The organism is Amycolatopsis sp. SID8362, from assembly GCF_010550475.1.
GTDB classification, from domain to species: Bacteria; Actinomycetota; Actinomycetes; order Mycobacteriales; family Pseudonocardiaceae; genus Amycolatopsis; species Amycolatopsis eburnea.
Window position 1 is genome coordinate 1 of sequence record NZ_JAAGNB010001414.1, and the last position, 23,394, is coordinate 23,394.

Genomic DNA, 23,394 nt, shown 5'->3' on the forward strand with positions numbered 1-23,394 from the left:
CCCGACCACGCTCGTGTCGGTCAGCCCCGACGGCAAGACGACGACCACGCTGGTGACCCAGCCCCCGCCGCCCCCGCGCAGCGACACGGGCGGCAACCCGCCGCCGCAGACGACGCCGCCGAAGCCCCCGACGACCACCTCGAAGCCGCCGTCGACGACGCCCACGACGCCGCCGACCACGCCGACCACGGAGCCGCCGTCGACGACGCCCACCGGTGGCGGCACGAGCACCGGCGGCGCCCCGACCACGACCGACACGTCGTCGGGCGTGACCGGCAGCACCACTCGCGCTCAGTAGCAAACCCGTGAAGGCCTCCTTACCGGCGTTTTCCGCCGGTAAGGAGGCCTTCACGGCGTTTCAGTCCAGGATCGCCGTGACGACCGCGTCGCGGAGGAACTCGCCGTAGCGGTCCGGGGGCCAGCCGCGTTCCAGGCAGAGCAGCTCGTACTGCTCCGGGCCGTGGTAGGTCCACAGGATGTCGCGGACGTCGACGTCGGTCAGGCCCGGGCGGACCTGGCCCGTCAGCATCAGGTCCGACGCGAAGTACGTCATCGCCGTCAGCATCTCGGCCCGCATCTGGGCCCAGACCTCGGCCGCCGCCGGGTCGGCCGCCGCCGCGTCGCGGGCCAGGAGCTGGACCGGGGTGACCGCCGGGGCGACCGAGGCGAGGTGGCCGAAGTACAGCGCGATCTTGCGTGCCGCGTCGGGTTCGGCCTGGATCTCCGCGATGAAGTCGCGCCCGGCCATCGGCACGTCTTCGTCGTCACCGGCGAGGGTCACGTCGAAGACCGCCTTGAGCAGGGTCGCCTTGTTGGCGAACGCCTTGTAGACCGTCTGCACCGCGACACCCGCCGCCTTCGCGACCTCCGGCATCGCCGTGGCCGCGTACCCCTTCTCCCGGAAGAGCCCCGACGCCGCCGCCAGGATCCGGCGGCGGTTCTCCCGCGCCTGCTCCTGGCGCCGGGACGTGTCGTAACGGCGCTTGACAGGGTCGGCCATTTAGGTAGAGACTCCTCTATCCAATAGATGTCCAGCTATCATGACACCCTGAGGGGGCGTTGACCATGATGGGACAAGCCACCACCGACGCCGTGACCGCCGCGCGGGAGATCGCGCCCGAGCTGAGCGCCCGCGCCGTCGAGGCCGAGGAGCTCAAGACCCTGCCCCGCGACCTGGTCGAGCGGGCCCGCGCCGCCGGGCTCTTCCGGCTCGCGACGCCGCGAGCGCTCGGCGGGCTGGAGCTGCCGCCCGCCGAAGTCGTCGAAGTGGTCGAAGAACTCTGCCGCGCGGACGGCTCCGCGGGCTGGACGATCATGATCGGCAACGGCTCGGCGTTCCTGGCCTGGCTCGACCCGGCCGCCGCGGCGGACCTGCTCGCGGCCGCCCCGGACCCGATCGGCGGCGGCGTGTTCGCCCCGATGGGCCGGCTGACCGGGGACGGCGACGGCAAGTTCGGCCTCACCGGGCGCTGGTCGTTCTGCAGCGGCAGCCCGCACGCGGACCTGTTCTTCGGCGGCGCCTTCGCCGACGGCGACCCCCGCGACTGGCGGCTGGCGTTCGTCCCCGCCGCCGGGGTGCGGGTGCTCGACAACTGGGACGTCACCGGCCTGCGCGGCACCGGCAGCCACGACGTCGAGATCGACGCGGTGGTGCGCGCGGAGCACACGGCGTCCCCCTTCACGAACCCGGCGCGCCACGACGGCCCGCAGTGGCGGTTCCCGTTCTTCACGCTGGTGGGCACGATGATGGCGGGCGTCCCGCTCGGCATCGCGCGCCGCGCGCTGGACGAGTTCACGACGTTCGCCCCGGCGAAGTTCCGCCCGCCGGGCCCCGGCCCGATCGCCGAGGACGGCGACGTCCAGATCGCCCTGACCCGCGCGGAAGGCCGGCTGCGCTCGGCCCGCGCGTTCGTCTTCGACGCCCTCGGCGACCTGTGGGAAACGGCGTGCGCGGGCGACGTCCCCGACACGGCCCGGCGCGGGCAGTTCCTGCTGGCGACCCAGCAGGCGATGCAGGCGGCACTGAGCGCGGTGAACACCGCGTTCGGCTTCGCGGGCGCCGGCGCGCTGCACGCGGACCAGCCGATCCAGCGCTGCTTCCGCGACCTCCACGCGGCGTCCCAGCACATCTACTTCTCGACGGCGGCCTCGAAGCGGTACGCGAAGCTGCGGTTCGGGATCGACCAGCCGACCTTCTGGTTCTAGCGGCCACGCCGAAAGCTGGTCGGCGCGGGGCGAGCGCCCCAAGGTGGCCTTGGTTGCGTCTTGCGCACCGAAGGCCGCCGTGGGTGCGTCTGACGCACCGAAGGCCACCTTGGGGCGCATCGCCGGACCGCTGTCCACCAACCTCGGACGCGGCGCCGGGCGCCACCCGGCACCTTGATCAGCCGCCTCGGCGCAGGCGGTGGGCGAACAGCCGCCACAGGTAGACCGTGAGGAGAACCCCGGCGCCCGCCGCCGCGATGCGCAGCCACCTCGTCCAGCCGACCGCATCACCGGCGAAGGCCGTCAAGATGAAGCCGAACGATCCGAACGTCGCGCCCACCGCCAGCGTCAGCACGATCACCGGCGGGATGCGCTCACCGCCGAGCAGCCACGTCTTCGACCCGTCCATGCCGGGTCGGGTACCCCGCCGCTCAGGCCTCGAAGCGGTAACCCATGCCGGGTTCGGTGAGCAGGTGCCGGGGCCGCGAGGGCTCCGGCTCCAGCTTGCGCCGCAGCTGGGCCAGGTACACGCGCAGGTAGTGCGACTCCGTCTCGTACGACGGGCCCCACACCTCGTGCAGGAGCTGCCTCTGCGCCACCAGCCGGCCGCGGTTGCGGACCAGCAGCTCCAGCACGCCCCACTCCGTCTTCGTCAGGTGGACTTCCGAGCCGTCGGCGAGGCGGACGCGCTTGGCCGCGAGGTCCACGCTGAACGACGCCGTGTCCACCACCGCCTCGACGCCGTCCGCGCCCGTCACCGCCGAGCGGCGGACCGCCGCGCGCAGGCGGGCCAGCAGCTCGTCCATGCCGAACGGCTTCGTCACGTAGTCGTCCGCGCCCGCGTCGAGGGCCTGGACCTTGTCCGCGGAGTCGCCGCGGGCGGACAGGACGATGATCGGGACCGTCGTCCAGCCGCGCAGGCCCGCGATGACCTCCGTGCCGTCGAGGTCCGGCAGGCCGAGGTCGAGCACCACGACGTCCGGCTTGGTTTCGGCCACCGCTTTCAACGCGGCCGTGCCGTCGTGCGCGGTGATCACCTTGTAGCCGCGGGCGGTGAGGTTGATCCGCAGTGCCCGCACGATCTGCGGCTCGTCGTCCACCACCAGCACGGTGGCCCCCGGGTCGCTCATCGCACCCCCTCTTCCTGGAACTCGACGCTGAACGCGGGCAGCGAGACCACGATCGTGAGCCCGCCGCCCGGGGTGTCCTCGGCGCGGATCGTGCCGCCCATCGCCTCGGTGAACCCCTTCGCCACCGACAGCCCGAGCCCGACGCCCGGGGTCGTGTCGCGGTCGCCGCCCAGGCGCTGGAACGGCGCGAACGCCGAGTCCGCCGCGCCCTTCCGCAGCCCGCGGCCGTGGTCGACGATCCGCAGCTCGACGAACCCCGAGTGCGCTGAGGCCCGCGCGGACACCGGCGCGCCGCCGTGCCGGAGCGCGTTGTCCAGCACGTTGGCCACGACTCGCTCCAGCAGCCCCGGGTCGGCGAGCACCGCGGGCAGCTGGTCGTCCACGGCCACCCGCACGTCCTCCGAGGAGTCCACAGTGGACAACGCGTGCGCGACCACCTCGTCGTAGCCCACCGGACGCAGGTGCGGCCGCACCGCGCCGGTGGCCAGCCGCGACGAATCGAGGAGGTTGTCGATCAGCCCCGCGAGGCGGTCGGCGGACAGCTCGATGGCCTCCATCAGCTCGGCGGTGTCCTCTTCGGACAGGTCGAGGTCGGGGGCGCGCAGGCTGCCGATCGACGCCTTGATCGACGTCAGCGGCGTCCGCAGGTCGTGGCCGACGGCCGAAAGCAACGTCGTGCGCAGCTCGGTCGCCTCCGCCTTGCGCTCGGCGCGGGCCGCCGCGGCCGCCGTCCGCTGCTGGCGCAGGGCGAGCAACGCCTGCCCCGCCACGGCTTCCAGCACCCGCCGGTCGGCCGCGGGCAGCGTCCGGCCGCGCAGGGTCAGGTGGACGTCCGCGGTCACGGCGATGTCGACGTCGGCTTCGTCCGGGTCGGCGCACGGGTGCTCCCCCGCGCACGCCACCGCCCGCCACACGCCTTCCTGCTTCTCCAGCAGCGTCACCGAGGTCAGCGCGAAGTTCTCCCGCACCTTCTCCAGCAGCCGCTCGATCGGGTTCGCGTGGGTCAGCACGGTCTTCGCGTACGAGGCGAGCAGCGCCGCCTCCGTCCGGGCCCGCGCCGCCTGCGTGGCCCGCCGCGCCGCCTGGTCGACGACCAGGGCGACGAGCACGGCGACCACGACCATCGCGATCAGCGTCACGAGGTTCTGCGGGGTGTGCACGGTCAGCGTGTACAGCGGAGGCGTGAAGAAGAAGTTGAGCAGCCCGGCCCCGAGCACGGCCGCGACCAGCGCCGGACCGAGCCCGCCGACCAGCGCGACGACGACCGTCGCCAGCACGTAGGAGATGACGTCGGTGGCGAAGTCGAGGCCGGCCGGGATGAAGAAGCCGACGACGGTCACCAGCACCGGCAGCACGACGCTGAGCACCCAGCCCGCGACCAGCCGCGAGAACCCGAGCGGGCTCGCGCCGAGCCGGGTCCGCAGCCGCCCGCCCGCTTCGGCGTGGGTGACCATGTGGACGTCGATCGCCCCGGACTGCCGCACGACCCCGGCGCCGATGCCTTCGTCGAACAGCCGCGCCACCCGCGAACGCCGTGACGTGCCGATGACCAGCTGGGTCGCGTTGACGCCGCGGGCGAAGTCCAGCAGCGCGGCCGGGACGTCGTCGCCGACGACGGTGTGGAAGGTCGCCCCCACCTCTTCGGCCAGGGTGCGGCAGCGGGCCATCGCGGTCGGGCCGATGCCGGACAGGCCGTCGCCGCGCAGGATGTGCAGCACCTGCAGCTCGGCGCCGGCCCGGGTGGCGATCCGGCTGGCGCGGCGGATCAGCGTCTCGCTCTCCGGGCCGCCGGTGATGGAGACGACGACGCGTTCGCGCGCCTCCCACGTGTCGGTGATCCGCTGCTCGGCGCGGTAGCGCTGGAGGGCGACGTCGACCTGGTCGGCCACCCAGAGCAGGGCCAGCTCGCGCAACGCCGTCAGGTTGCCGGGGCGGAAGTAGTTGCCGAGCGCGGCGTCGATCCGCTCGGCCGGGTAGACGTTGCCGTGCGCGAGCCGCCGCCGCAGCGCCTCCGGCGTGATGTCGACCAGCTCGAGCTGTTCGGCGCGGCGGACGACCTCGTCGGGCACGGTCTCCTGCTGGGTGACGCCGGTGATCCGCTCGACGACGTCGTTGAGGCTCTGCAGGTGCTGCACGTTGACCGTGGACAGCACGTCGATGCCCGCTTCCAGAAGTTCTTCGACATCCTGCCAGCGCTTGGCGTTGCGCGAGCCCGGCACGTTGGTGTGCGCGAGTTCGTCGACGACCGCGACCTCGGGCGCGCGGGCGAGGATGGCGTCGACGTCCATCTCGTCGAACTCGCGGCCGCGGTGGCCGGCGTGGCGTCGCGGGACGATCTCCAGGCCGTCGAGCAGCACCGCGGTCTTCTCGCGGCCGTGCGTCTCGACCAAGCCGACGACGACGTCGGTGCCGCGGTCCAGCCGCCGGCGTGCTTCGCCGAGCATGGCGAAGGTCTTGCCGACGCCCGGAGCCGCGCCGAGGTAGATCCTCAGCTCCCCTCGGCGCGGCTTCTTTTCCGTGGTCACGGTGTCAGTGTGCCCCTCCGGCCGCGGCTCGCACGGCCAAGTTGAGCGGGAGCACATTCACGCCCGGCACACCGATCCCGGCACCGGAGGTGTTCGCTTCGATCAGCTGCTTCACCTCGTCGAGCGGCAGCCCGGTGTTCTTCGCGACCCGCGTGGCCTGGAGGTCGGCGTAGGCGACGCTGATCGCCGGGTCGAGGCCGGAGCCCGACGCCGTCACGGCGTCCGGCGGTACCTGATCGGGCGACACGCCTTCGCGCTGGGCGATGGCGGCCCGCCGCTCCTGGATCGCCTTCACCAGGTCCTCGTTGTACGGGCCCTTGTTGGACGCGCCGGACGGCATCTCGGCGGTGGCCGCCGAGGGCCGGGTGTGGAACCACGGGTCGCGCGCCGGGTCGGCGGGCACCGGGTCGACGCCGATGAGCGACGACCCGGCAATCTGGCCGTTCTGCGTGACGACCGAGCCTTCGGCGTTGGACTCCAGCCCCGGGATGCGCGCGATGGCCCACACCGCGAGGGGGTAGAGGATCCCGAGCAGGACCGTCATCACGATGAGGACACGCAGCCCCGCCCAGGTCTGCTTGACGAGCGTGTTCACGGACTTCACCCGATTCCAGGGATGAGGCGCACGAGCAGGTCGATCAGCCAGATCCCGAGGAAGGGGCTGACGATGCCGCCGAGGCCGTAGACGAGCAGGTTGCGGCGCAGCAGGGCCGAGGCCGACGACGGCTTGTACCGCACGCCGCGCAGGGCCAGGGGGATGAGCACGACGATGATCAGCGCGTTGAAGATGACGGCCGACAGGATCGCCGACTTCGGCGTGGCCAGGTGCATGATGTTCAGCCCGCCGAGCTGGGCGTAGATGCCGGTGAACATCGCGGGCAGGATCGCGAAGTACTTGGCGAGGTCGTTCGCGACGCTGAACGTCGTCAGCGCGCCACGCGTGATCAGCAGCTGCTTGCCGATCTCGACGATCTCGATCAGCTTCGTGGGGTCGCTGTCGAGGTCGACCATGTTCCCGGCTTCCTTGGCGGCCGAGGTGCCGGTGTTCATCGCGACGCCGACGTCGGCCTGCGCGAGCGCCGGGGCGTCGTTGGTGCCGTCGCCGGTCATCGCGACCAGCCGCCCGCCTTCCTGCTCCTTCTTGATGAGCGCCATCTTGTCTTCGGGCTTGGCTTCGGCGAGGTAGTCGTCGACGCCGGCGTCCGTCGCGATGGCCTTGGCGGTGAGCGGGTTGTCGCCGGTGATCATCACCGTCTTGATGCCCATCGCGCGCAGCTCTTCGAAGCGCTCCTTCATGCCCGGCTTGACGACGTCGGACAGCCGGATCACGCCGCGCACCACGGTGTCCTCGGCGACGACCAGCGGCGTCCCGCCCTGGGCGCTGATGTCGTCGACGACGCGTTCGGTCTCGTCGGGGAAGTCGCCGCCGTTGTCGCGCACCCACGCGCGGACCGCCGAAGCCGCGCCCTTGCGGATCCGGCGGCCGCCGACGTCGAGGCCGCTCATCCGGGTCTGGGCGGTGAAGGGGACGAACTCGCCGTGCTCGTCCTGGTCCGCGTAGCCCTCGGTCAGCTCGACGACGCTGCGGCCTTCGGGCGTCTCGTCGGCGAGGCTGGCGAGCCGTGCGGCGCGGGCCAGTTCGTCCGGTGTGGACGCATCCACCGGGATCAGCTCGGTCGCGCGGCGGTTTCCGAACGTGATGGTGCCGGTCTTGTCGAGCAGCAACGTCGAGACGTCACCCGCGGCCTCGACCGCTCGTCCGGACGTCGCCAGGACGTTGCGCTGCACCAGGCGGTCCATGCCCGCGATGCCGATGGCGCTCAGCAACGCGCCGATCGTCGTCGGGATCAGGCACACCAACAGGGCGGTCAGCACGATCACCGACTGCTCGGAACCCGAGTAGCGGGCCATCGGCTGCAGCGCGACGACAGCGAGCAGGAAGATGATCGTCAACGTCGAGAGCAGGATGGTCAGCGCGATCTCGTTCGGCGTCTTCTGCCGCGAGGCGCCTTCCACCAACGCGATCATGCGGTCCACAAAGGACTCGCCCGGTTTCGTGGTGATGCGCACGACGATCCGGTCGCTCAGCACCGTCGTGCCGCCGGTGACGGCGCTGCGGTCGCCGCCGGACTCGCGGATGACCGGGGCGGACTCGCCGGTGATGGCCGACTCGTCGACGGTCGCGATGCCCTCGACGACGTCGCCGTCACCCGGGATCACCTGGCCCGCCTCGACGACGACCAGGTCGCCGATCTTCAGCTCGGCGCCGGGCACCTGCTCCTCCGAGCCGGTCGCGGTGAGGCGGCGCGCGACGGTCTCCTTCTTCGACCGCCGCAGGGATTCCGCCTGGGCCTTGCCGCGGCCTTCGGCGACGGCTTCGGCGAGGTTCGCGAACAGGACCGTGAACCACAGCCAGACGGCGATCAGGACGGTGAACACGCTCGGGTCGGCGATCGCGAAGACCGTGGTGAGCGCGGAACCCACCCACACCACGAACATCACGGGGTTGCCGAGCTGGTGCTTCGGGTTGAGCTTCCGGAACGCCTCCGGCAGCGACGTCCAGAGCTGGCGGGGGCTGAACACCCCGGCGCCGACGGTCATGCGAGTGCCTCCGCGATGGGCCCGAGCGCGAGCGCCGGGATGAACGTGAGGGCCGCGACGAGCACCACCGTGCCGGTGAGCATGGTGGCGAACAGCGGCCCGGTGGTGGGCAGGGTCCCGGCGGTTTCCGGCACCTTGCGTTGCGCGGCGAGGGATCCGGCCAGGCAGAGCACGGCGAGGATCGGGACGAACCGGCCGAACGCCATGGCGACGCCGAACGACGACTGGAACCAGTCGCTGGTCGCGGTCAGGCCGCCGAACGCGCTGCCGTTGTTGTTGCCGGTGGACGCGTAGCCGTAGAGGATCTCGGACAGGCCGTGCGCGCCGCCGTTGCCGAGTGCGCCCGCCGTGTCCGGCAGCAGCAACGCGATGCCCGACCCGAGGAGCACCACGGTCGGCATGGCCAGCATGGCGATGGCCGCGCAGGTGACCTCGCGCTTGCCGAGCTTCTTGCCCAGGTACTCGGGCGTGCGCCCGACCATCAGGCCGGCCAGGAACATCGCGATGATCGCCATGACGAGGATGCCGTAGAGGCCGGTGCCGACGCCGCCGGGTGAGATCTCGCCGTAGAGCATGTTCAGCAGCGGTCCCCCGCCACCGAGCCCCGAGAGGCTGTCGTGCGCGCCGTTGACCGCGCCGGTCGACGTGGCGGTGGTGGTGTCGGCGAAGAGCGACGTCAAGCCGATGCCGAACCGCTGTTCCTTGCCTTCCATGCTCGCGCCCGCGGCCAGCGCCGCCGGGTTGCTCGCGTGGGCTTCGGAGAACCAGATGATCGCCAGCGACGCGGCCCAGAGCAGGCCCATCACGCTCAGCAGGACGTAGCCCTGGCGCCGGTTTCCGACCAGCGTGCCGAACGCGCGGGTCAGGCTGACCGGGATGACCAGGATCAGGAACAGCTCGACGAGGTTCGACCACGCGCTGGGGTTCTCGAAGGGGTGCGCGGAGTTGGCGTTGAGGATGCCGCCGCCGTTGGTGCCCAGTTCCTTGATCGCCTCCTGGCTCGCCGCCGGGGCCAGCGCGATCGTGCTGTGGCTGCCGTCCGGGTTCGTCACGGCGACGCCGGCCTTGAGGCTCTGCACGACGCCGAGTGCGACGAGCACCAGCGCGAACACGAACGCCATCGGCAGCAGGACGCGGATCGTGCCGCGCGTCAGGTCCACCCAGAAGTTGCCGAGGCGGTCGGTCTTCGCGCGGACGAACCCGCGCGTCACGGCGATCGCCACGGCCAGGCCGACGCCCGCCGACAGGAAGTTCTGCACGGTCAGCCCGGCCATCTGCACGAAGTGGCCCATGGTCGTCTCGGGGACGTAGGACTGCCAGTTCGTGTTGGTGACGAACGAGATCGCCGTGTTGAACGCGACGCCGGGGCTGACCGAACCGCGGCCGAGGTCCCACGGCAGCACCGGCTGCAGGCGCTGCAGGAGGTAGAGCAGGACAACCGAGACGAACGAGAAGCCGAGCACCCCGGCGGCGTAGGTCGGCCAGCGCTGTTCGGAATCCGGGTTGACCCGGAAGAGCTGGTAGAGGCCCTTTTCGAGCTTCGAGTGCTTCTCGGTGGAGAAGACGCGCGCCAGGTAGTCGCCAAGCGGTTTGTAGACCGCGGCGAGAGCGGCGAGGAGCAGGCCGAGCTGGATGAGCCCGGCCGTCGTGTCGGACATCAGAATTTCTCCGGCTTGATCAGCGCGACGAAGAGGTACACGAGGAGTCCGAGCGCCAGCAGGCCGCCGACTACGTTGGCCACGCTCACAGCTTTTCCATCCCGCGCAGCGCCAGCGCGAGCACCACGAACACGCCGATCAGCAGGACGGCGTAGAGCAAGTCGGCCACAGGCACCTCTCAAGACGGGTCACCGGGTTCGGTGACCGGACGCCGTTCACTGTGCGGCTCTCCCGGCCGGGCCGGACCCGCGGCTGATGGCGCCTTAATGCGCTCCTGACACGCATTTACGCGGTCTTTATGGCTGGTGGCGGCGGTCACGCAAACGTTTGCCCGGATGTGACCGCATGCAGTTGGTCAGTGACTCACGACACACCGCGTGACCGAACAAGTGCGGAACGTGCAATTCGGGCAGACAAGATCCGGGGGTCGTGTTACACCTGTGTTACCGATAGTTGTATCGGCTAAGCAAATCCTTGGGAGAGGGGATCACCTATGTGCGGTATCGCCGGCTGGGTTTCCTACGACGCCGACCTCACCCGCCGCCAGGAAGTGGTCGACGCGATGACCGCGACCATGTCCTGCCGCGGCCCGGACGACGAAGGCACCTGGGTGCGCCGCAACGTCGCGCTCGGCCACCGGCGGCTGGCCATCATCGACCTGCCCGGCGGCCGTCAGCCGATGTCGGTGCGCACGCCGAACGGCGACGTCGCGATGGTCTACAGCGGTGAGGCCTACAACTTCACCGAGCTGAAGGAAGAGCTGACCAAGCTCGGCCACAAGTGGGAGACCGACAGCGACACCGAAGTCGTGCTGCACGGCTACCTGCAGTGGGGCGACGAGGTCGTCGACCACCTCAACGGCATGTACGCGTTCGCGATCTGGGACGAGCGCGACGACCGGCTCGTCATGATCCGCGACCGGATGGGCATCAAGCCGTTCTACTACTACCCGACGCGCGACGGCGTCCTGTTCGGCTCCGAGCCGAAGGCGATCCTGGCCAACCCCCTCGCCAAGAAGGTCGTCGACCTCGACGGCTTCCGCGAGCTGGCCGGCTTCACCAAGCGGCCGGGCTGGTCGCTGTGGAAGGACATGGAAGAGGTCCAGCCGGGCACGATCGTCACCGTGTCCCGCGAGGGCATCAAGACCCGCACGTACTGGAAGCTGGACGCGAAGAAGCACACCGACGACCAGGAGACGACGGTCGCCCGCGTGCGCGAGCTGATGACCGACATCGTCAACCGCCAGCTCGTCGCGGACGTCCCGCGGTGCGTGCTGCTTTCGGGCGGGCTCGACTCGAGCGCCGTCACCGGGCTCGCGGCCGCGCGGCTGGCCGAGCAGGGCGAGCAGCTGCGGACGTTCTCCGTCGACTTCTTCGGCCAGGAAGAGAACTTCAAGCCGGACGAGATGCGTGACACCGCGGACTCGCCGTTCGTGCGGGACGTCGCTTCCTTGGTCAATTCCGCGCACGAAGACGTCATGCTGAACCCGGCCGACCTGACCGACCCCGAGGTCCGGCGCGCGGTGCTGCGGGCCCGGGACATCCCGGCCGGCCTCGGCGACATGGACACGTCGCTGTACCTGCTGTTCAAGGCGATCCGCGGCCAGTCGACGGTGGCGCTGTCGGGCGAGTCGGCCGACGAGGTGTTCGGTGGCTACCGCTGGTTCCACGACGAGAAGGCCGTCAACGCCGACACGTTCCCGTGGCTGGCGTTCCGGACGTCGATGATGGACGAGCGGGCGTCGCTGTACACGCCGGAGCTGGTGAAGAACCTGGACGTCGAGTCCTACGTCGCTGATCAGTACCGGACCGCTGTCGCCTCGGTGGAGCACCTCGACGGCGAGTCCGCGCAGGAGGCGCGGATGCGGACCATCTGCAACCTGCACCTGACCCGGTTCGTGCGGATGCTGCTCGACCGGAAGGACCGCGCGTCGATGGCGGTGGGCCTGGAGGTCCGGGTGCCGTTCTGCGACCACCGGCTCGTCGAGTACGTCTACAACACGCCGTGGTCGCTGAAGACGTTCGACGGCCGGGAGAAGAGCCTGCTGCGGCACGCGACCAAGCACGTCCTGCCGGAATCGGTGGCGCAGCGGGTGAAGAGCCCGTACCCGTCGACGCAGGACCCGGGCTACGCGGCGGCGTTGCAGCAGCAGGTCAAGGAGGTGCTGGCCGAGCCGAAGCACGAGGTGTTCGGCCTGGTCGACCGCGCGTGGGCGCACCGGGCGTCCGAAGTGGACCCGGCGACCATGGACCCGGCCATGCGCATCGGCCTGGACCGGGTGCTCGACCTGTACCACTGGATCGAGATGTACTCCCCCACGCTCGAGCTGTCTTGACCTCGAGTGCCCTTGAGGTGTGAGTCTGGGCGGCATGAAGGTGCTGCTGTTCGGCCGCAACCCGGCCACGGTTTCGAGGGTGACGGCGGCGCTGTCCGCGGCGGGTCTCGCCGCGGACGGCGTCGCTTCGGAGGAAGCGGTGCTGGCCCGACTGGGTGTCGTGGACGCGCTGGTGCTGGGCGCGGGGGTGGTGGGTCCGCTGCGGGAGCGGGTCACGGCCGCGGCGGTCCGGCACGGGGTCGCGTGGGTGCAGGGGCCGCACATCGAGCCGTCGCGGGACGCGCTGGAGTACGTGCGGACGGAGATCCTGCCGCTACTCGCGGAGCGCGGCCCGCACGAACGCCGCCACCCGCGGTGAGCGGGACGTCTCCGGCCACGCCACCTGGAGCCGGGCGTCGCTGAGGCCCTCGATGCGGCGGTAGGCGATCCCGTCGCGCGGGTAGCGGCGCGCGACCGACTCCGGCAGGAACGTCACCGCCTGGCCGAGTTCCACCAGCCGCAGCGCCTCGGCGAGGTCCTTCGCCGGCGGCCCGTACCGCGCGAGCGGCGAACCGGCGGTTTCGCGATCTCTGGCGCGGTAGTAGGCGTCGAGACGCTCGTCGACGCCGGGCCACGTGACGGCCGGGCGAGCGAGGACTTCGGTCAGCGTCGTCGCTTCTCGTCCCCGTGGCTGGGCGGCGACGCGGGGCTCGGCCCGGACCTGCTCGACGTCCAGCCCGGTGCGGTCGAAGGGGGCGGCCACCAGCGCGACGTCCCCGCGGCCGTCGCGGAGCATGTTCGCGGCTTCGTCGCCCGTGGTCGCGAACAGCAGCTCCGCGGGCTCGGCCAACGCCGCGAGGATGCCCGGCAACAGCCCGCCGTCACCGTCCGGTTTGGACACCACGACCAGCGCCCCGGCCCGCCGGGCCCGGCGCCGCGCGGCTTGGGCTGCGTCGACCGCGGTACGGGCGTCGGGCAGCATCGCCTCGCCTTCGGGCGTCAGGGCGACGCGGCGGGTGGTGCGGTCGAAGAGCGTGACGCCGAGCGCGCGTTCGAGCCCGCCGACCGCTCGCGACAGCGTCGGCTGGCTGACGCCCAGCCGATCGGCGGCGCGGCCGAAGTGGAGCTCCTCGGCGACCGCGACGAAAGCCTCGAACCCATTCATACGGCTTCAGCATAAATGACGTATTTCCGGTCCGGGCCGGACGCTGGTTGCCTGGCGGGCATGACCAACACCGACGTCGTCCGCCGCTACCTGGCCGCCTTCAACCGCGGTGACCTCGACGCGTTCGACGAGCTCATCGACCCCGCGTACGTCAACCACAGCCCGAGCCTGCCGGACCCGCCGCCCGGGCCCGAGGGCCTCAAGCCGATCGTCGCGGACCTCCGGCGGCAGGCGCCGGACCTGCGTTTCGAGGAGGTCCACCTCCTGGAAGACGGCGACCTGGTGGCCGCCCACCTGCTGGTGCACGGCTTCGGCCCGGAACCGGTGCGGCAGATGCAGATCGAGCGCCTGCGCGACGGGCGGATCGTGGAGCACTGGCGCGTCACAGCCTGAGCACCGCGGCGACGTCGTCGCCCTCGATGGTGAGGGCCGCCCCGAGCCCGGCCAGCACCGCTCGGGCGCCGCCGTTGCCCGCAGCCTCGTCGAGCGGGATCAGGACGATCACGCCCGGGCGCCCGGGTTTCAGCGCCGGACCTCCGCCAGCTTCACCGCGTCGCCGTGGCGTTCCGGCCGGCCGGCTCCCATCGCGGGGCGGCGGCGTCGACCACCCACGTGCGCTCCACCGCGGTCGCCGGATCCAGCGAGCGACCGCGGTGGAACTCGAGCAGTCGCGCGAGGGCGGGTTCGTCGAGCGGGGTCAGGGCGATCACGCGCGGGGCTTCAGCGCCGGACCTCCGCCAGCTTCACCGGACGCCGTTCGCGGCGCGACACCTCGCACGCCTCCGCGATGTAGAACGCCTCCAGCGCGTCCGCCGCCACGCACGGCGAGGGCGCGCGGCCCGCGACGACGTCCAGGAACGCGCGCAACTCCGTCGTGTACGCCGGGCGGAAGCGCTCCATGAAGCCCGGGTACGCCGGGCCCGGCAGCGGTGGCACCCCCGGCTCCACCGAACGCAGCGGCGCGCGGTCGTCCAGGCCGACCACGACGCCCGACACCGAACCCAGCACGTCCAGGCGCACGTCGTAGCCCGCGCCGTTGTAGCGGGTCAGGGACACCGTGGCCAGGGTGCCGTCGTCCAGGGTGAGCGTCGCCGCCGCCGTGTCGACGTCGCCCGCGTCCGCGAAGAAGCGCTCGCCGCGGTTGGCGCCGATCGCGTACACCTCCTCGACCTCGCGGCCGCTGACCCAGCGGACGACGTCGAAGTCGTGGACGCCGCAGTCGCGGAACAGGCCACCGGAGTGGGCGACGTACTCCGCCGGCGGGGGTGCCGGGTCGAACGTCGTCGCGCGCAGCGTGTGCAGCCAGCCCAGCTCGCCCGACGCGACCGCCGCCCGCGCCGCCGCGTAGCCCGCGTCGAAGCGGCGCTGGAAGCCGATCTGCACCGGGACGTCCGCAGCGCCGATGCGGTCGATGACGGCCAGCGTGCCGGGGATGTCCGCGGCCACCGGCTTTTCGCAGAACACCGGGATGCCCGCGTCGACCGCCGCGATGATCAGGCCCGGGTGCGCGTCCGTCGCCGCCGTGACGACCAGGCCGTCGATCCCCGCGGTGAACAGCTCGTCGAGGGACGTCGTTTCCACACCCAGCTTCGCGGCGGCCGCGGCGGCGCGCGCCGGGTCGACGTCGGCCACCACGACCGACTCGACCTCCTCGAAGCCCTTCAGCGTCTCCGCGTGCGCGGTGCCGATCCGGCCGGTGCCCGCCAGTCCCAACCTCATCGTGGTGCTCCTCCTGTAGCCGAAACTTCGGTGGTGGTCGCGCGGACCACGAGGGACGGGTGCAGCAGGTGCCGGACCGGCTCCGTGCGCTCCCCCCGGACGCGCTCGAGCAGCGCCGCGAAAGCCAGCCTGGCCATGTCGGTGCGCGATTGGTCCACTGTGGTCAGCGAAAGGTGCCGCAGCGCGGCGAGCGACGTGTTGTCGTAGCCGACGACCGACACGTCCTCCGGTACGCGCAGCCCGGCCTCCTCAAGAGCCGAAATCGCGCCCACGGCGTTGAAGTCGTTGCCGGAGACCAGCCCCGTCGGCAGGTCGGCGCGCGAGTACGTGGCGAGCAGCTCCCGCACGGCCGTCTCGCCCCCGATGTCGGTGTGCTCGCTGCGCACCACGATCGGCTCCAGGCCGTGCTTCCGCATGGCGGCCTCGAAGCCGCGCCGCCGCTGGGCCGCGCCGGCCGCGCCGCCGCCGTCGAGGTGGGCGATGCGGCGGTGCCCGAGGCCGGCCAGGTGGTCGACCGCCAGCGCGGAGCCCGCCTCGCCGTCGTCGTTCACGGTGTCCACTGTGGACGACCGGATGGTCCGCGAAACCAGCACCACCGGGCACTGCTCGGCCGCGATCTGGATCGACGCCGCCGGGACGACCGGTGAGAGCAGGATGATCCCCGCCGGACGGAAGGAAAGGAGGTTGTGCAGGGCGTTCCACTCGCGCGTGGGACTGCGGCCGCCGGTGTTGAGGATCAGGTCGAAGCCCGCCGCCTGCGCGGCGCTGTCCAGCTCCTCGACGATGTCGGCGAAGAAGGCGTTGCGCAGGTCGTTCACCATCACGCCGAGCACGGTGGACGTGCGGCTGGCCAGCGACCGCGCCATCACGTGCGGCTGGTAGCCGAGTTCCTCCGCCGCCCGCAGGACCGCGGCGCGCCGGGCGTCGGAGACCTTCGGCGAATTCCGCATCACGAGGGACACCAGCGCGCGCGAAACGCCCGCCCTGGCGGCGACGTCCTCCATGGTCGGACGCACGTGACACCCCCTGATCTCGGAAAACTCGGCCTTGACTTGCTGTGACCGACGCTACAAGATTAGAGCGCTCTAATCAATAGAGCGCTCCAACGGACCACCGGAGGCCCCTTGTGACAGCGACGATCCGAGTAGCCGCCGCGCCGATCTCCTGGGGTGTCTGCGAAGTCCCGGGCTGGGGCCGGGTGCTGGACGCGGCGACCGTGCTCGGCGAAATGGCGAAGCTCGGCGTCCAGGCGACCGAACTGGGCCCGCCCGGGTACCTCCCGCGCGACCCGGCCGAACTGCGGGACCTGCTCGGGGCGCACGGCCTCCGGCTCGTCGGCGGCTTCCTCGCCGTGGTCCTGCACGAAAACCAGGGAAACGCACTGAAGGAAGCCGAAGAGTCCGCCGCGCTGTTCGCCGCGTGCGGGGGCGACGTCCTGGTGCTCGCCGCCGCGACCGGGCTCGACGGCTACGACGAACGCCCGAAGCTCACCGACGCCGAATGGGCGACGCTCGTCGAGACCGCGGGCAAGATCCACGACATCGCGGCCGCCCACGGCCTGCGCACCGTGCTGCACCCGCACGTCGGGACGCACGTGGAGCAGCAGGCCGAGGTCGAGCGCTTCCTCGCCGATTCCCCGCTCGGGTTGTGCCTCGACACCGGGCACCTGATGATCGGCGGGACGGATCCGGTCGAGCTGGCGAAGCGGTATCCCGAACGGGTGAAGCACGTGCATTTGAAGGACGTCCGGGCGGACCTGGCGGCCGAAGTCCGCGCGGGACGGCTCGGCTACACCGACGCGGTCGGGCGGGGCATCTACACCCCGCTCGGCGAGGGGGACGTGGACGTGGCGTCGATGGTGCGCTCCGTCCAGGCGGCCGGCTACGACGGCTGGTACGTCCTCGAACAGGACACCGCTCTCGGCGCGGAGAGCCCCGACGACGCACCCCGGCGGGACACCGAGCGCAGCCTGGCCCACCTCGCGAAGATCATCGACTCCCTCTAATCCCTGGTCCCAAAGGAGTGACTGTGCTTTCTCTCAAGAAGCTGGCCGGCGTGGCGGCGATCGCCGCCGCCGGGCTGGTCCTGTCCGCCTGCAGCGGCCCGTCCGCCGACAACTCGAGCAGCTCCAGCGCGACGTCCGCGGCGGCGCCGAGCTCGGGCGGCCCGCTGAAGGTCGCCGTGGTCACGCACGGCACCGCCGGCGACGCCTTCTGGAACGTCGTCAAGAACGGCGCCGAGCAGGCGGGCAAGGATCTCAACGTCGGCGTCGACTACTTCGCCGACGGCGACCCCGGCAACCAGGCCAAGCTGATCGACAACGCGGTCGCGCAGAAGGTGAGCGGCCTGGTCGTCTCGATGGCGAACCCGCAGGCGCTGCAGACGTCGATCCAGAACGCGGTCAAGGCCGGCATCCCGGTCGTCACCATCAACTCCGGCGAGGACTCCAGCGCCGCCTTCGGCGCGATCGCGCACGTCGGGCAGAGCGAAGGCCTCGCGGGCCAGGGCGCCGGGCAGCGGCTCAAGGCGGCCGGCAAGACGAAGCTGCTCTGCGTCATCCACGAAGCCGGCAACATCGGCCAGAACCAGCGTTGCGACGGCGCGAAGCAGACCTTCGGCAACGTCTCCACGCTGCAGGTCGACATCTCCAACCCGACCGACGCGCAGGCCCGCATCCGCGGCGCGCTGCAGTCCGACCCGTCGATCGACGCCGTGCTGGCGCTGAACTCGCAGGTCGCGGCGCGCGCGGTGGACGCGGCCAAGGAGGCGAGCTCGAAGGCGCAGGTGGCGACGTTCGACCTGAACGCCGACGTCGTCGCGGCCATCAAGGCGGGCACCATCCTCTTCGCCGTCGACCAGCAGCAGTACGAGCAGGGCTACCTGCCGATCGTGTTCCTCAAGCTGTACAAGGAAAACGGCAACACCATCGGCGGCGGCAAGCCGGTCCAGACCGGCCCGGGCTTCGTCGACAAGACCAACATCGACACCGTGGCCCCGTACGCGGAGCGCGGCACGCGATGACCGCGGCGATCCAAGCGCAACCCGACGAGCGCGTCGGGAAGAAGAGCCTGACCGACCGGCTGGTGGTGCGCCCGGAGATCGGCGCGCTGCTCGGGGCCGTGCTGGTGTTCGTCTTCTTCTCCGTCGTCACCGGCCAGTTCCTCAGCCCGCTGGGCGTGGCGACCTGGCTCGACGACTCCTCGACGCTGGGCATCATGGCCGTCGTGGTCGCGCTGCTGATGGTCGGCGGCGAGTTCGACCTCTCGGCCGGCGTCATGACGGCGTCGACGTCGCTGGTCACCGCGATCCTGGCGACGCAGGCGGGCTGGAACGTCTGGCTCGCGCTGGCGGTCTCGCTCGTCTTCGCGCTCGGAGTCGGCGCCTTCAACGGCTGGCTGGTGATGAAGACCGGGCTGCCGAGCTTCATCGTCACCCTGGGCTCGTTCCTGGCGCTGCAGGGGCTCAACCTCGGCGTCACGCGGCTGGTCACCAACACCGTCCAGGTGTCGGGGATGCGCTCGACCAGCGGCTACGAGTCGGCGGGCGGGCTGTTCGCGTCCACGTTCGCCATCGGCGGCACCGAGTTCCAGTCGTCGATCATCTGGTGGATCCTCGTCACGGTGGTCGCGGCGGTGCTGCTCGTGCGCACCCGCTTCGGCAACTGGATCTTCGCGGTCGGCGGGTCGCAGGTGTCGGCCCGCTCGGTCGGCGTGCCGGTGGTGCGCACGAAGATCCTGCTGTTCATGGGCACCGCGTTCGGCGCGTGGCTGGTCGGCTCGATCAACATCCTGCGCTTCGCCAGCGTGCAGGCCAACCAGGGCATCGGGCTGGAGTTCCAGTACATCATCGCGGCCGTGATCGGCGGCTGCCTGCTCACCGGCGGGTTCGGCTCGGCGGTGGGCGCGGCGATCGGCGCGCTGATCTTCGGCATGGCGCGCCAGGGCATCGTGTTCGCGCAGTGGAACAGCGACTGGTTCATGCTGTTCCTCGGCATCATGCTGCTGGCCGCGGTCCTGGTGAACAACGCCTTCCGGCGCCGCGCGGAAAGGGTACGCCGATGAGCCCGCTGCTCGAAGTCCGTGACATCGGGAAGACCTACGGCAGCGTGATCGCGCTGCGCGAAGTGTCCACTGTGGTCAACGCGGGCGAGGTCACCTGCGTGCTCGGCGACAACGGCGCCGGCAAGTCCACGCTGATCAAGATCCTGGCCGGGGTGCACCAGCACGACCAGGGCGAGTTCCTCGTGGAAGGCGAGCCCGTGCGGTTCGCTTCGCCGCGCGAGGCCCTCGATCACGGCATCGCGACCGTGTACCAGGACCTCGCGGTGGTGCCGCTGATGAGCGTCTGGCGGAACTTCTTCCTCGGCTCGGAGCCGCGGGTCGGCTTCGGCCCGTTCCAGTTCCTGGACCGGAAGAAGGGCCGCGAGACGACCAAGAAGGCGTTGTCCGACATGGGCATCGACCTGCGGGACGTCGAGCAGCCGGTCGGCACGCTCTCCGGCGGCGAGCGCCAGTGCGTCGCGATCGCGCGCGCGGTGTACTTCGGCGCGAAGGTGCTGATCCTCGACGAGCCGACCGCCGCGCTCGGCGTCAAGCAGGCCGGGGTGGTGCTCAAGTACGTCGCCCAGGCCCGCGACCGCGGGCTCGGCGTCGTGCTGATCACGCACAACCCGCACCACGCCTACCCGGTCGCCGACCGGTTCCTGCTGCTCAAGCGGGGTGCGCCGCTCGGGTCGTACGAGAAGAAGGACATCGACATCAACGAGCTGACCCGGCAGATGGCGGGCGGCGCGGAACTGGAAGCCCTCGAACACGAGCTGCGGCAGGTGGAGAAGGCGTGAGTCTCGAAGCGCTGACGATCGGCCGGGTGGGTGTCGACCTCTACCCGGAGCAGAGCGGTGTCCCCCTGGCCGGCGTCAGCACTTTCGCCAAGTCGCTCGGCGGCACCGCGACCAACGTCGCGGTCGCCGCCGCGCGGCTCGGCCGGTCGGCGGCGGTGCTCACCAAGGTCGGCCCGGACGGCTTCGGCGACTACGTCCGGCAGGCCCTCGACGGCTTCGGCGTCTCGCCGGCTTTCGTGGGCACGGCCCAAGACCTGCAGACGCCGGTGGTGTTCTGCGAGCTGAACCCACCCGCGGACCCGCCACTGCTGTTCTACCGCTCCCCCATCGCCCCCGACCTCACGCTGACCGACGAAGACGTGCCCTGGGACGTCGTCACGTCGGTGCCGCTGCTGTGGGTCACCGGCACCGGCGTCTCCGCCGAGCCGGCGCGAGCCACCCAGCGGAAGATCCTCGAGGCGCGGGAACGCCGTGAGCACACCGTCCTGGACCTGGACTACCGGCCGATGTTCTGGCCGTCGGTGGAGCAGGCCCGCGAAGAGATCGGCGCGATGCTCGACCACGTCACCGTCGCGGTCGGCAACCGCGCCGAGGTGGAGGTCGCCGTCGGCACCGCGGACCCGGACGCCGCCGCCGACCGGATGCTCGACCGCGGGCTGCGGCTCGCGGTGATCAAGAAGGGCGCCGAGGGCGTGCTCGTGGCGACCCCGGACGGGCGCTGGACCGTGCCGCCGCGACGGGTCGAGGTCGTCTGCGGCCTCGGTGCCGGCGACGGCTTCGGCGGCGCCCTGATCCACGGGCTGCTGTCCGGCTGGGACCCGGTCCGGATCGCCGAGTACGCGAACGCGGCGGGCGCGCTGGTGGCGTCCCGGCTGGCCTGCGCCGACGCCATGCCGTCCGCCGGGGAGATCGAGGAGCTGCTGTGATGCTCACCGACGACCGCTGGCGCGACCTCCTGCACACCCGGGCCACCAACCCGGGCGCGGTCCGGCAGGCGTACGCGACCCGCAAGCGGCGCTCGGAACTGCTGTCCGACAACGGAACCCTGTTCCTCATCGCCGCCGAGGCGCTGGGTCCCGGCGACGACCCGTTCAACCGGCGGACGCTGCTGGAGCGGCTGCTGGTCGCGCTGGAGAACCCGGCGGTCGACGGCGTCCTCGCCACCCCGGACGTCGTCGAGGAGCTGCTCCTGCTCGGCGCGCTGCACGACAAGGTCGTCTTCGGGTCGATGAACCCCGACGGCCGGTTCACCGGCTACGACGCCCGGACGCTGGTCGACTGCGGGCTGGACGGCGGCGAGCTGCGGCTGAGCCTGGCCGACCCGGCCCTGCAGACCTGCGCCGACACCGTCACCGAACTCGCCGCCTACGGCCTGGTCGCCCTGATCGACCTGCGGGAGAACTCCGCATCGCTGGCGGTGGCGGTCACGATCGCATCCGGCCTCGGGACGACGTCGGCACACACCTGGCTGAAGCTGCCGCCGAGGTGCCCGGCCGCCGCCCTGGACGCCACGACGCTCCCGGTGGTGCTGAGCGGCGTGCCGTCCGACTCGTCGCTGGCGCACAGGGTCGTCCGCGGCCTCGTCATCGGCCGCACCCTGCTCCACCCGCCCCGCGGAACCACCCGCACTGCCGTCGACGCCGCCGCGAAAGCACTGGAGGCCGCGAAGTGAGCAAGCTCCACCGTCCACTCGGGACACTGTCCGACGACACGGACCCGGTCCGGCTGACCCCGGACAGCGCGGGCTGGACGTACACCGGCCTGCGGGTGCTGTCCCTGGCCGCCGGCGAGACGCGGGTCCTGCACACCGGCGAGTTCGAGGCCTTCGTGCTGCCGCTGTCGGGCTCCGCGACCGTCCGCGTCGACGGGCAGGCCTTCGAGCTGCGCGGCCGTTCGTCGGTCTTCGCGCGTGTGACGGACTTCGCGTACGTGCCCCGGGAAGCCGAAGTCGAGTTGTCGACAACGGACGGTCTCGAAGTGGCGCTGCCGATGGCGCGCTGCACCCGCCGCCTCGCCGCGAAGTACGGGCCGGCCGAGGAAGTCCCGGTCGAGGTCCGCGGGGCCGGGCAGGCGACCCGGCAGGTGACCAACTTCGGCGTGCCCGGGGTCTGGGACCACGCCGACAAGCTCAACGCGTGCGAGCTGATCACGCCGGGCGGCAACTGGTCGTCGTACCCGCCGCACAAGCACGACGAAGCCACCGAGTGCGAAGTCGTCAACGAGGAGATCTACTACTTCCGGATCGCCGGCCGCGACGGCGTGACACCGTCTCGCGAGGGCTTCGGCCTGCACCGGACCTACACCGCCGACGGCGACCTGGACGAGGACGTCGCCGTGCGCGACCACGACGTCTTCCTGATCCCGCGCGGCTACCACGGCCCGTGCGTGGCCGCGCCCGGTTACCCGATGTACTACCTGAACGTCCTGGCCGGGCCGGCCGACGAACGGTCGATGGCGTTCTGCGACGACCCCGCGCACGGCTGGGTCCGCGACACCTGGGCGGCGCAGGACCTCGACCCGCGCTGTCCCGTCACGAGTCACGAAGGGCGGGTCCGGTGAAGCTGACGACGGCTCAGGCGCTGGTCCGCTGGCTCCTCGCCCAGCGCTCGGAAACCCTGGACGGCGCGGAGGTCCCGCTGTTCCCCGGCGTGTTCGCGATCTTCGGGCACGGCAACGTCCTCGGCCTCGGGACGGCGCTGGAAGAGCACCGCGGCGAGATCCCGGTCTGGCGCGGGCACACCGAGCAGGGCATGGCGCTGGCCGCGGTCGGGCTGGCGAAGGCCACGCACCGGCGGCAGGTCGGCGTCGCGACGTCGTCGATCGGGCCGGGCGCGCTGAACATGGTCACCGCCGCCGGGGTCGCGCACGCGAACCGGCTGCCGGTGCTGCTGCTGCCGGGCGACACGTTCACCGGCCGCGCGCCGGACCCGGTGCTGCAGCAGATCGAGCCCTTCGGCGACGCGACCGCGACGGTGAACGACGCCTTCCGCGCGGTCTCGCGCTACTTCGACCGGATCACCCGGCCCGAGCAGCTGCTCTCGACGTTGCCGCAGGTCACGCGAGTGCTCACGGACCCGGCGGACAGCGGGCCGGTGGTCCTGGCGCTGCCGCAGGACGTCCAGGCGGAGACGTACGACTTCCCGGACGCGCTGTTCGCGCCGGTCACGCACCGCCCGCCCCGCCCGCGCCCGGACCGGCGTTCGGTCACCGAGGCGGCGGGCGTCCTGCGGGCGTCGC

General features: G+C 71.6%; 25 protein-coding genes and 1 pseudogene. 12 read left to right on the plus strand and 14 right to left on the minus strand.

Features of this window, described 5'->3' with window-relative positions:
• Together G3I65_RS42985 and G3I65_RS42990 are read right to left on the minus strand one after the other, a co-directional pair.
• Positions 1 to 285 (minus strand): annotated as a pseudogene (locus G3I65_RS42985) (hypothetical protein); the annotation flags it as partial.
• 73 nt (positions 286 to 358) lie between these two features.
• The gene (locus G3I65_RS42990; RefSeq protein WP_160701182.1) at positions 359 to 1,000 is read right to left on the minus strand and encodes a TetR/AcrR family transcriptional regulator; all 642 of its coding nucleotides are present in this window, start codon (positions 998 to 1,000) and stop codon (positions 359 to 361) included.
• 65 nt (positions 1,001 to 1,065) lie between these two features.
• Between G3I65_RS42990 and G3I65_RS42995 the strand changes: the two genes are divergently transcribed.
• A complete protein-coding gene (locus G3I65_RS42995; protein ID WP_160701183.1) occupies positions 1,066 to 2,205 on the plus strand; it encodes an acyl-CoA dehydrogenase family protein in 1,140 nt (379 codons plus the stop codon).
• Positions 2,206 to 2,383: 178 nt separating this feature from the next.
• On the opposite strand, the gene G3I65_RS43000 is transcribed toward G3I65_RS42995, so the two are convergent.
• The 7 genes from G3I65_RS43000 to kdpF are packed head-to-tail and all read right to left on the minus strand — an operon-like array spanning position 2,384 to position 10,208.
• Positions 2,384 to 2,614, minus strand: a complete 231-nt coding sequence (locus tag G3I65_RS43000; RefSeq protein WP_160701184.1) for a hypothetical protein — start codon at positions 2,612 to 2,614, stop codon at positions 2,384 to 2,386.
• A 22-nt stretch (positions 2,615 to 2,636) separates the two neighbouring features.
• Entirely contained in the window at positions 2,637 to 3,335 is a 699-nt protein-coding gene (locus tag G3I65_RS43005) for a response regulator (RefSeq protein ID WP_160701185.1), read from the minus strand.
• Positions 3,332 to 5,860: a DUF4118 domain-containing protein gene (locus G3I65_RS43010; RefSeq protein ID WP_160701186.1), complete on the minus strand. Its 2,529-nt coding sequence runs from the start codon at positions 5,858 to 5,860 to the stop codon at positions 3,332 to 3,334. Before G3I65_RS43010 ends, G3I65_RS43005 begins: the two co-directional genes overlap by 4 nt.
• A 4-nt stretch (positions 5,861 to 5,864) precedes the next feature.
• The gene (locus G3I65_RS43015) at positions 5,865 to 6,455 is read right to left on the minus strand and encodes a potassium-transporting ATPase subunit C (RefSeq protein WP_160701187.1); all 591 of its coding nucleotides are present in this window, start codon (positions 6,453 to 6,455) and stop codon (positions 5,865 to 5,867) included.
• A 5-nt stretch (positions 6,456 to 6,460) separates the two neighbouring features.
• Positions 6,461 to 8,461: a potassium-transporting ATPase subunit KdpB gene (gene kdpB / locus G3I65_RS43020; RefSeq protein ID WP_160701188.1), complete on the minus strand. Its 2,001-nt coding sequence runs from the start codon at positions 8,459 to 8,461 to the stop codon at positions 6,461 to 6,463.
• The gene (gene kdpA / locus G3I65_RS43025) at positions 8,458 to 10,119 is read right to left on the minus strand and encodes a potassium-transporting ATPase subunit KdpA (RefSeq protein WP_160701189.1); all 1,662 of its coding nucleotides are present in this window, start codon (positions 10,117 to 10,119) and stop codon (positions 8,458 to 8,460) included. Before kdpA ends, kdpB begins: the two co-directional genes overlap by 4 nt.
• Entirely contained in the window at positions 10,119 to 10,208 is a 90-nt protein-coding gene (kdpF, locus tag G3I65_RS57875) for a K(+)-transporting ATPase subunit F (RefSeq protein WP_160701190.1), read from the minus strand. The genes kdpA and kdpF overlap by 1 nt, the downstream gene beginning before the upstream one ends.
• A 404-nt stretch (positions 10,209 to 10,612) precedes the next feature.
• Between kdpF and asnB the strand changes: the two genes are divergently transcribed.
• Positions 10,613 to 12,454 carry an asparagine synthase (glutamine-hydrolyzing) gene (asnB, locus tag G3I65_RS43035; RefSeq protein ID WP_160701191.1) on the plus strand — a complete coding sequence of 614 codons (1,842 nt, stop codon included), beginning with the start codon at positions 10,613 to 10,615 and terminating at the stop codon, positions 12,452 to 12,454.
• Between the two features lie 34 nt (positions 12,455 to 12,488).
• Positions 12,489 to 12,812: a hypothetical protein gene (locus tag G3I65_RS43040; RefSeq protein ID WP_160701192.1), complete on the plus strand. Its 324-nt coding sequence runs from the start codon at positions 12,489 to 12,491 to the stop codon at positions 12,810 to 12,812.
• On the opposite strand, the gene G3I65_RS43045 is transcribed toward G3I65_RS43040, so the two are convergent.
• Positions 12,768 to 13,598 (minus strand): LysR family transcriptional regulator, encoded by an 831-nt coding sequence (locus tag G3I65_RS43045; protein WP_160701193.1) that lies wholly within the window; start codon positions 13,596 to 13,598, stop codon positions 12,768 to 12,770. The two genes, G3I65_RS43040 and G3I65_RS43045, sit on opposite strands and share 45 nt — an antisense overlap.
• Positions 13,599 to 13,658: 60 nt before the next feature.
• On the opposite strand from G3I65_RS43045, the gene G3I65_RS43050 reads away from it, so the two are divergent.
• The gene (locus G3I65_RS43050; protein ID WP_160701194.1) at positions 13,659 to 13,991 is read left to right on the plus strand and encodes an ester cyclase; all 333 of its coding nucleotides are present in this window, start codon (positions 13,659 to 13,661) and stop codon (positions 13,989 to 13,991) included.
• Here G3I65_RS43050 and G3I65_RS58465 read toward each other — a convergent pair.
• The 4 genes from G3I65_RS58465 to G3I65_RS43065 are packed head-to-tail and all read right to left on the minus strand — an operon-like array spanning position 13,981 to position 16,321.
• The gene (locus G3I65_RS58465; RefSeq protein WP_255482044.1) at positions 13,981 to 14,103 is read right to left on the minus strand and encodes a hypothetical protein; all 123 of its coding nucleotides are present in this window, start codon (positions 14,101 to 14,103) and stop codon (positions 13,981 to 13,983) included. The two genes, G3I65_RS43050 and G3I65_RS58465, sit on opposite strands and share 11 nt — an antisense overlap.
• A gap of 40 nt (positions 14,104 to 14,143) precedes the next feature.
• Complete coding sequence (locus G3I65_RS43055; protein ID WP_160701195.1) at positions 14,144 to 14,308, minus strand: hypothetical protein; 165 nt, start codon at positions 14,306 to 14,308, stop codon at positions 14,144 to 14,146.
• Between the two features lie 10 nt (positions 14,309 to 14,318).
• The gene (locus G3I65_RS43060; protein ID WP_203612668.1) at positions 14,319 to 15,317 is read right to left on the minus strand and encodes a Gfo/Idh/MocA family oxidoreductase; all 999 of its coding nucleotides are present in this window, start codon (positions 15,315 to 15,317) and stop codon (positions 14,319 to 14,321) included.
• On the minus strand, positions 15,314 to 16,321 hold the full coding sequence (locus G3I65_RS43065) for a LacI family DNA-binding transcriptional regulator (protein WP_160701204.1): 1,008 nt from the start codon (positions 16,319 to 16,321) through the stop codon (positions 15,314 to 15,316). Before G3I65_RS43065 ends, G3I65_RS43060 begins: the two co-directional genes overlap by 4 nt.
• Positions 16,322 to 16,443: 122 nt before the next feature.
• Between G3I65_RS43065 and G3I65_RS43070 the strand changes: the two genes are divergently transcribed.
• The 8 genes from G3I65_RS43070 to G3I65_RS43105 form a co-directional block, all read left to right on the plus strand.
• Entirely contained in the window at positions 16,444 to 17,322 is an 879-nt protein-coding gene (locus tag G3I65_RS43070; protein WP_160701196.1) for a TIM barrel protein, read from the plus strand.
• 23 nt (positions 17,323 to 17,345) lie between these two features.
• Positions 17,346 to 18,338 carry a sugar ABC transporter substrate-binding protein gene (locus tag G3I65_RS43075; RefSeq protein WP_160701197.1) on the plus strand — a complete coding sequence of 331 codons (993 nt, stop codon included), beginning with the start codon at positions 17,346 to 17,348 and terminating at the stop codon, positions 18,336 to 18,338.
• Complete coding sequence (locus tag G3I65_RS43080) at positions 18,335 to 19,378, plus strand: ABC transporter permease (protein ID WP_160701198.1); 1,044 nt, start codon at positions 18,335 to 18,337, stop codon at positions 19,376 to 19,378. Before G3I65_RS43075 ends, G3I65_RS43080 begins: the two co-directional genes overlap by 4 nt.
• Positions 19,375 to 20,157 (plus strand): ATP-binding cassette domain-containing protein, encoded by a 783-nt coding sequence (locus G3I65_RS43085; RefSeq protein ID WP_160701199.1) that lies wholly within the window; start codon positions 19,375 to 19,377, stop codon positions 20,155 to 20,157. Before G3I65_RS43080 ends, G3I65_RS43085 begins: the two co-directional genes overlap by 4 nt.
• Positions 20,154 to 21,083 (plus strand): 5-dehydro-2-deoxygluconokinase, encoded by a 930-nt coding sequence (iolC, locus tag G3I65_RS43090; protein WP_160701200.1) that lies wholly within the window; start codon positions 20,154 to 20,156, stop codon positions 21,081 to 21,083. Before G3I65_RS43085 ends, iolC begins: the two co-directional genes overlap by 4 nt.
• Positions 21,083 to 21,829 carry an aldolase gene (locus G3I65_RS43095; protein WP_166641294.1) on the plus strand — a complete coding sequence of 249 codons (747 nt, stop codon included), beginning with the start codon at positions 21,083 to 21,085 and terminating at the stop codon, positions 21,827 to 21,829. The genes iolC and G3I65_RS43095 overlap by 1 nt, the downstream gene beginning before the upstream one ends.
• Positions 21,826 to 22,716, plus strand: coding sequence for a 5-deoxy-glucuronate isomerase (iolB, locus tag G3I65_RS43100; protein ID WP_160701202.1), 891 nt, complete (start codon positions 21,826 to 21,828; stop codon positions 22,714 to 22,716). Before G3I65_RS43095 ends, iolB begins: the two co-directional genes overlap by 4 nt.
• Positions 22,713 to 23,394 (plus strand): thiamine pyrophosphate-binding protein (locus G3I65_RS43105; protein ID WP_309235988.1); only part of this gene is annotated, 682 nt, incomplete at its 3' end. The genes iolB and G3I65_RS43105, both read left to right, overlap by 4 nt.

Bases quoted from the DNA above. Each gene is read 5' to 3' on its own strand.
- kdpB (WP_160701188.1), bottom strand. From the start codon at position 8,461: ATGACCGTCGGCGCCGGGGTGTTCAGCCCCCGCCAGCTCTGGACGTCG.
- G3I65_RS43065 (WP_160701204.1), bottom strand. From the start codon at position 16,321: ATGGAGGACGTCGCCGCCAGGGCGGGCGTTTCGCGCGCGCTGGTGTCC.
- G3I65_RS43080 (WP_160701198.1), top strand. From the start codon at position 18,335: ATGACCGCGGCGATCCAAGCGCAACCCGACGAGCGCGTCGGGAAGAAG.
- G3I65_RS43000 (WP_160701184.1), bottom strand. From the start codon at position 2,614: ATGGACGGGTCGAAGACGTGGCTGCTCGGCGGTGAGCGCATCCCGCCG.
- asnB (WP_160701191.1), top strand. From the start codon at position 10,613: ATGTGCGGTATCGCCGGCTGGGTTTCCTACGACGCCGACCTCACCCGC.
- G3I65_RS43040 (WP_160701192.1), top strand. From the start codon at position 12,489: ATGAAGGTGCTGCTGTTCGGCCGCAACCCGGCCACGGTTTCGAGGGTG.
- G3I65_RS43095 (WP_166641294.1), top strand. From the start codon at position 21,083: ATGCTCACCGACGACCGCTGGCGCGACCTCCTGCACACCCGGGCCACC.
- kdpA (WP_160701189.1), bottom strand. From the start codon at position 10,119: ATGTCCGACACGACGGCCGGGCTCATCCAGCTCGGCCTGCTCCTCGCC.
- G3I65_RS43045 (WP_160701193.1), bottom strand. From the start codon at position 13,598: ATGAATGGGTTCGAGGCTTTCGTCGCGGTCGCCGAGGAGCTCCACTTC.
- G3I65_RS43060 (WP_203612668.1), bottom strand. From the start codon at position 15,317: ATGAGGTTGGGACTGGCGGGCACCGGCCGGATCGGCACCGCGCACGCG.
- G3I65_RS43005 (WP_160701185.1), bottom strand. From the start codon at position 3,335: ATGAGCGACCCGGGGGCCACCGTGCTGGTGGTGGACGACGAGCCGCAG.
- G3I65_RS42995 (WP_160701183.1), top strand. From the start codon at position 1,066: ATGATGGGACAAGCCACCACCGACGCCGTGACCGCCGCGCGGGAGATC.
- G3I65_RS43085 (WP_160701199.1), top strand. From the start codon at position 19,375: ATGAGCCCGCTGCTCGAAGTCCGTGACATCGGGAAGACCTACGGCAGC.
- G3I65_RS43050 (WP_160701194.1), top strand. From the start codon at position 13,659: ATGACCAACACCGACGTCGTCCGCCGCTACCTGGCCGCCTTCAACCGC.
- G3I65_RS42990 (WP_160701182.1), bottom strand. From the start codon at position 1,000: ATGGCCGACCCTGTCAAGCGCCGTTACGACACGTCCCGGCGCCAGGAG.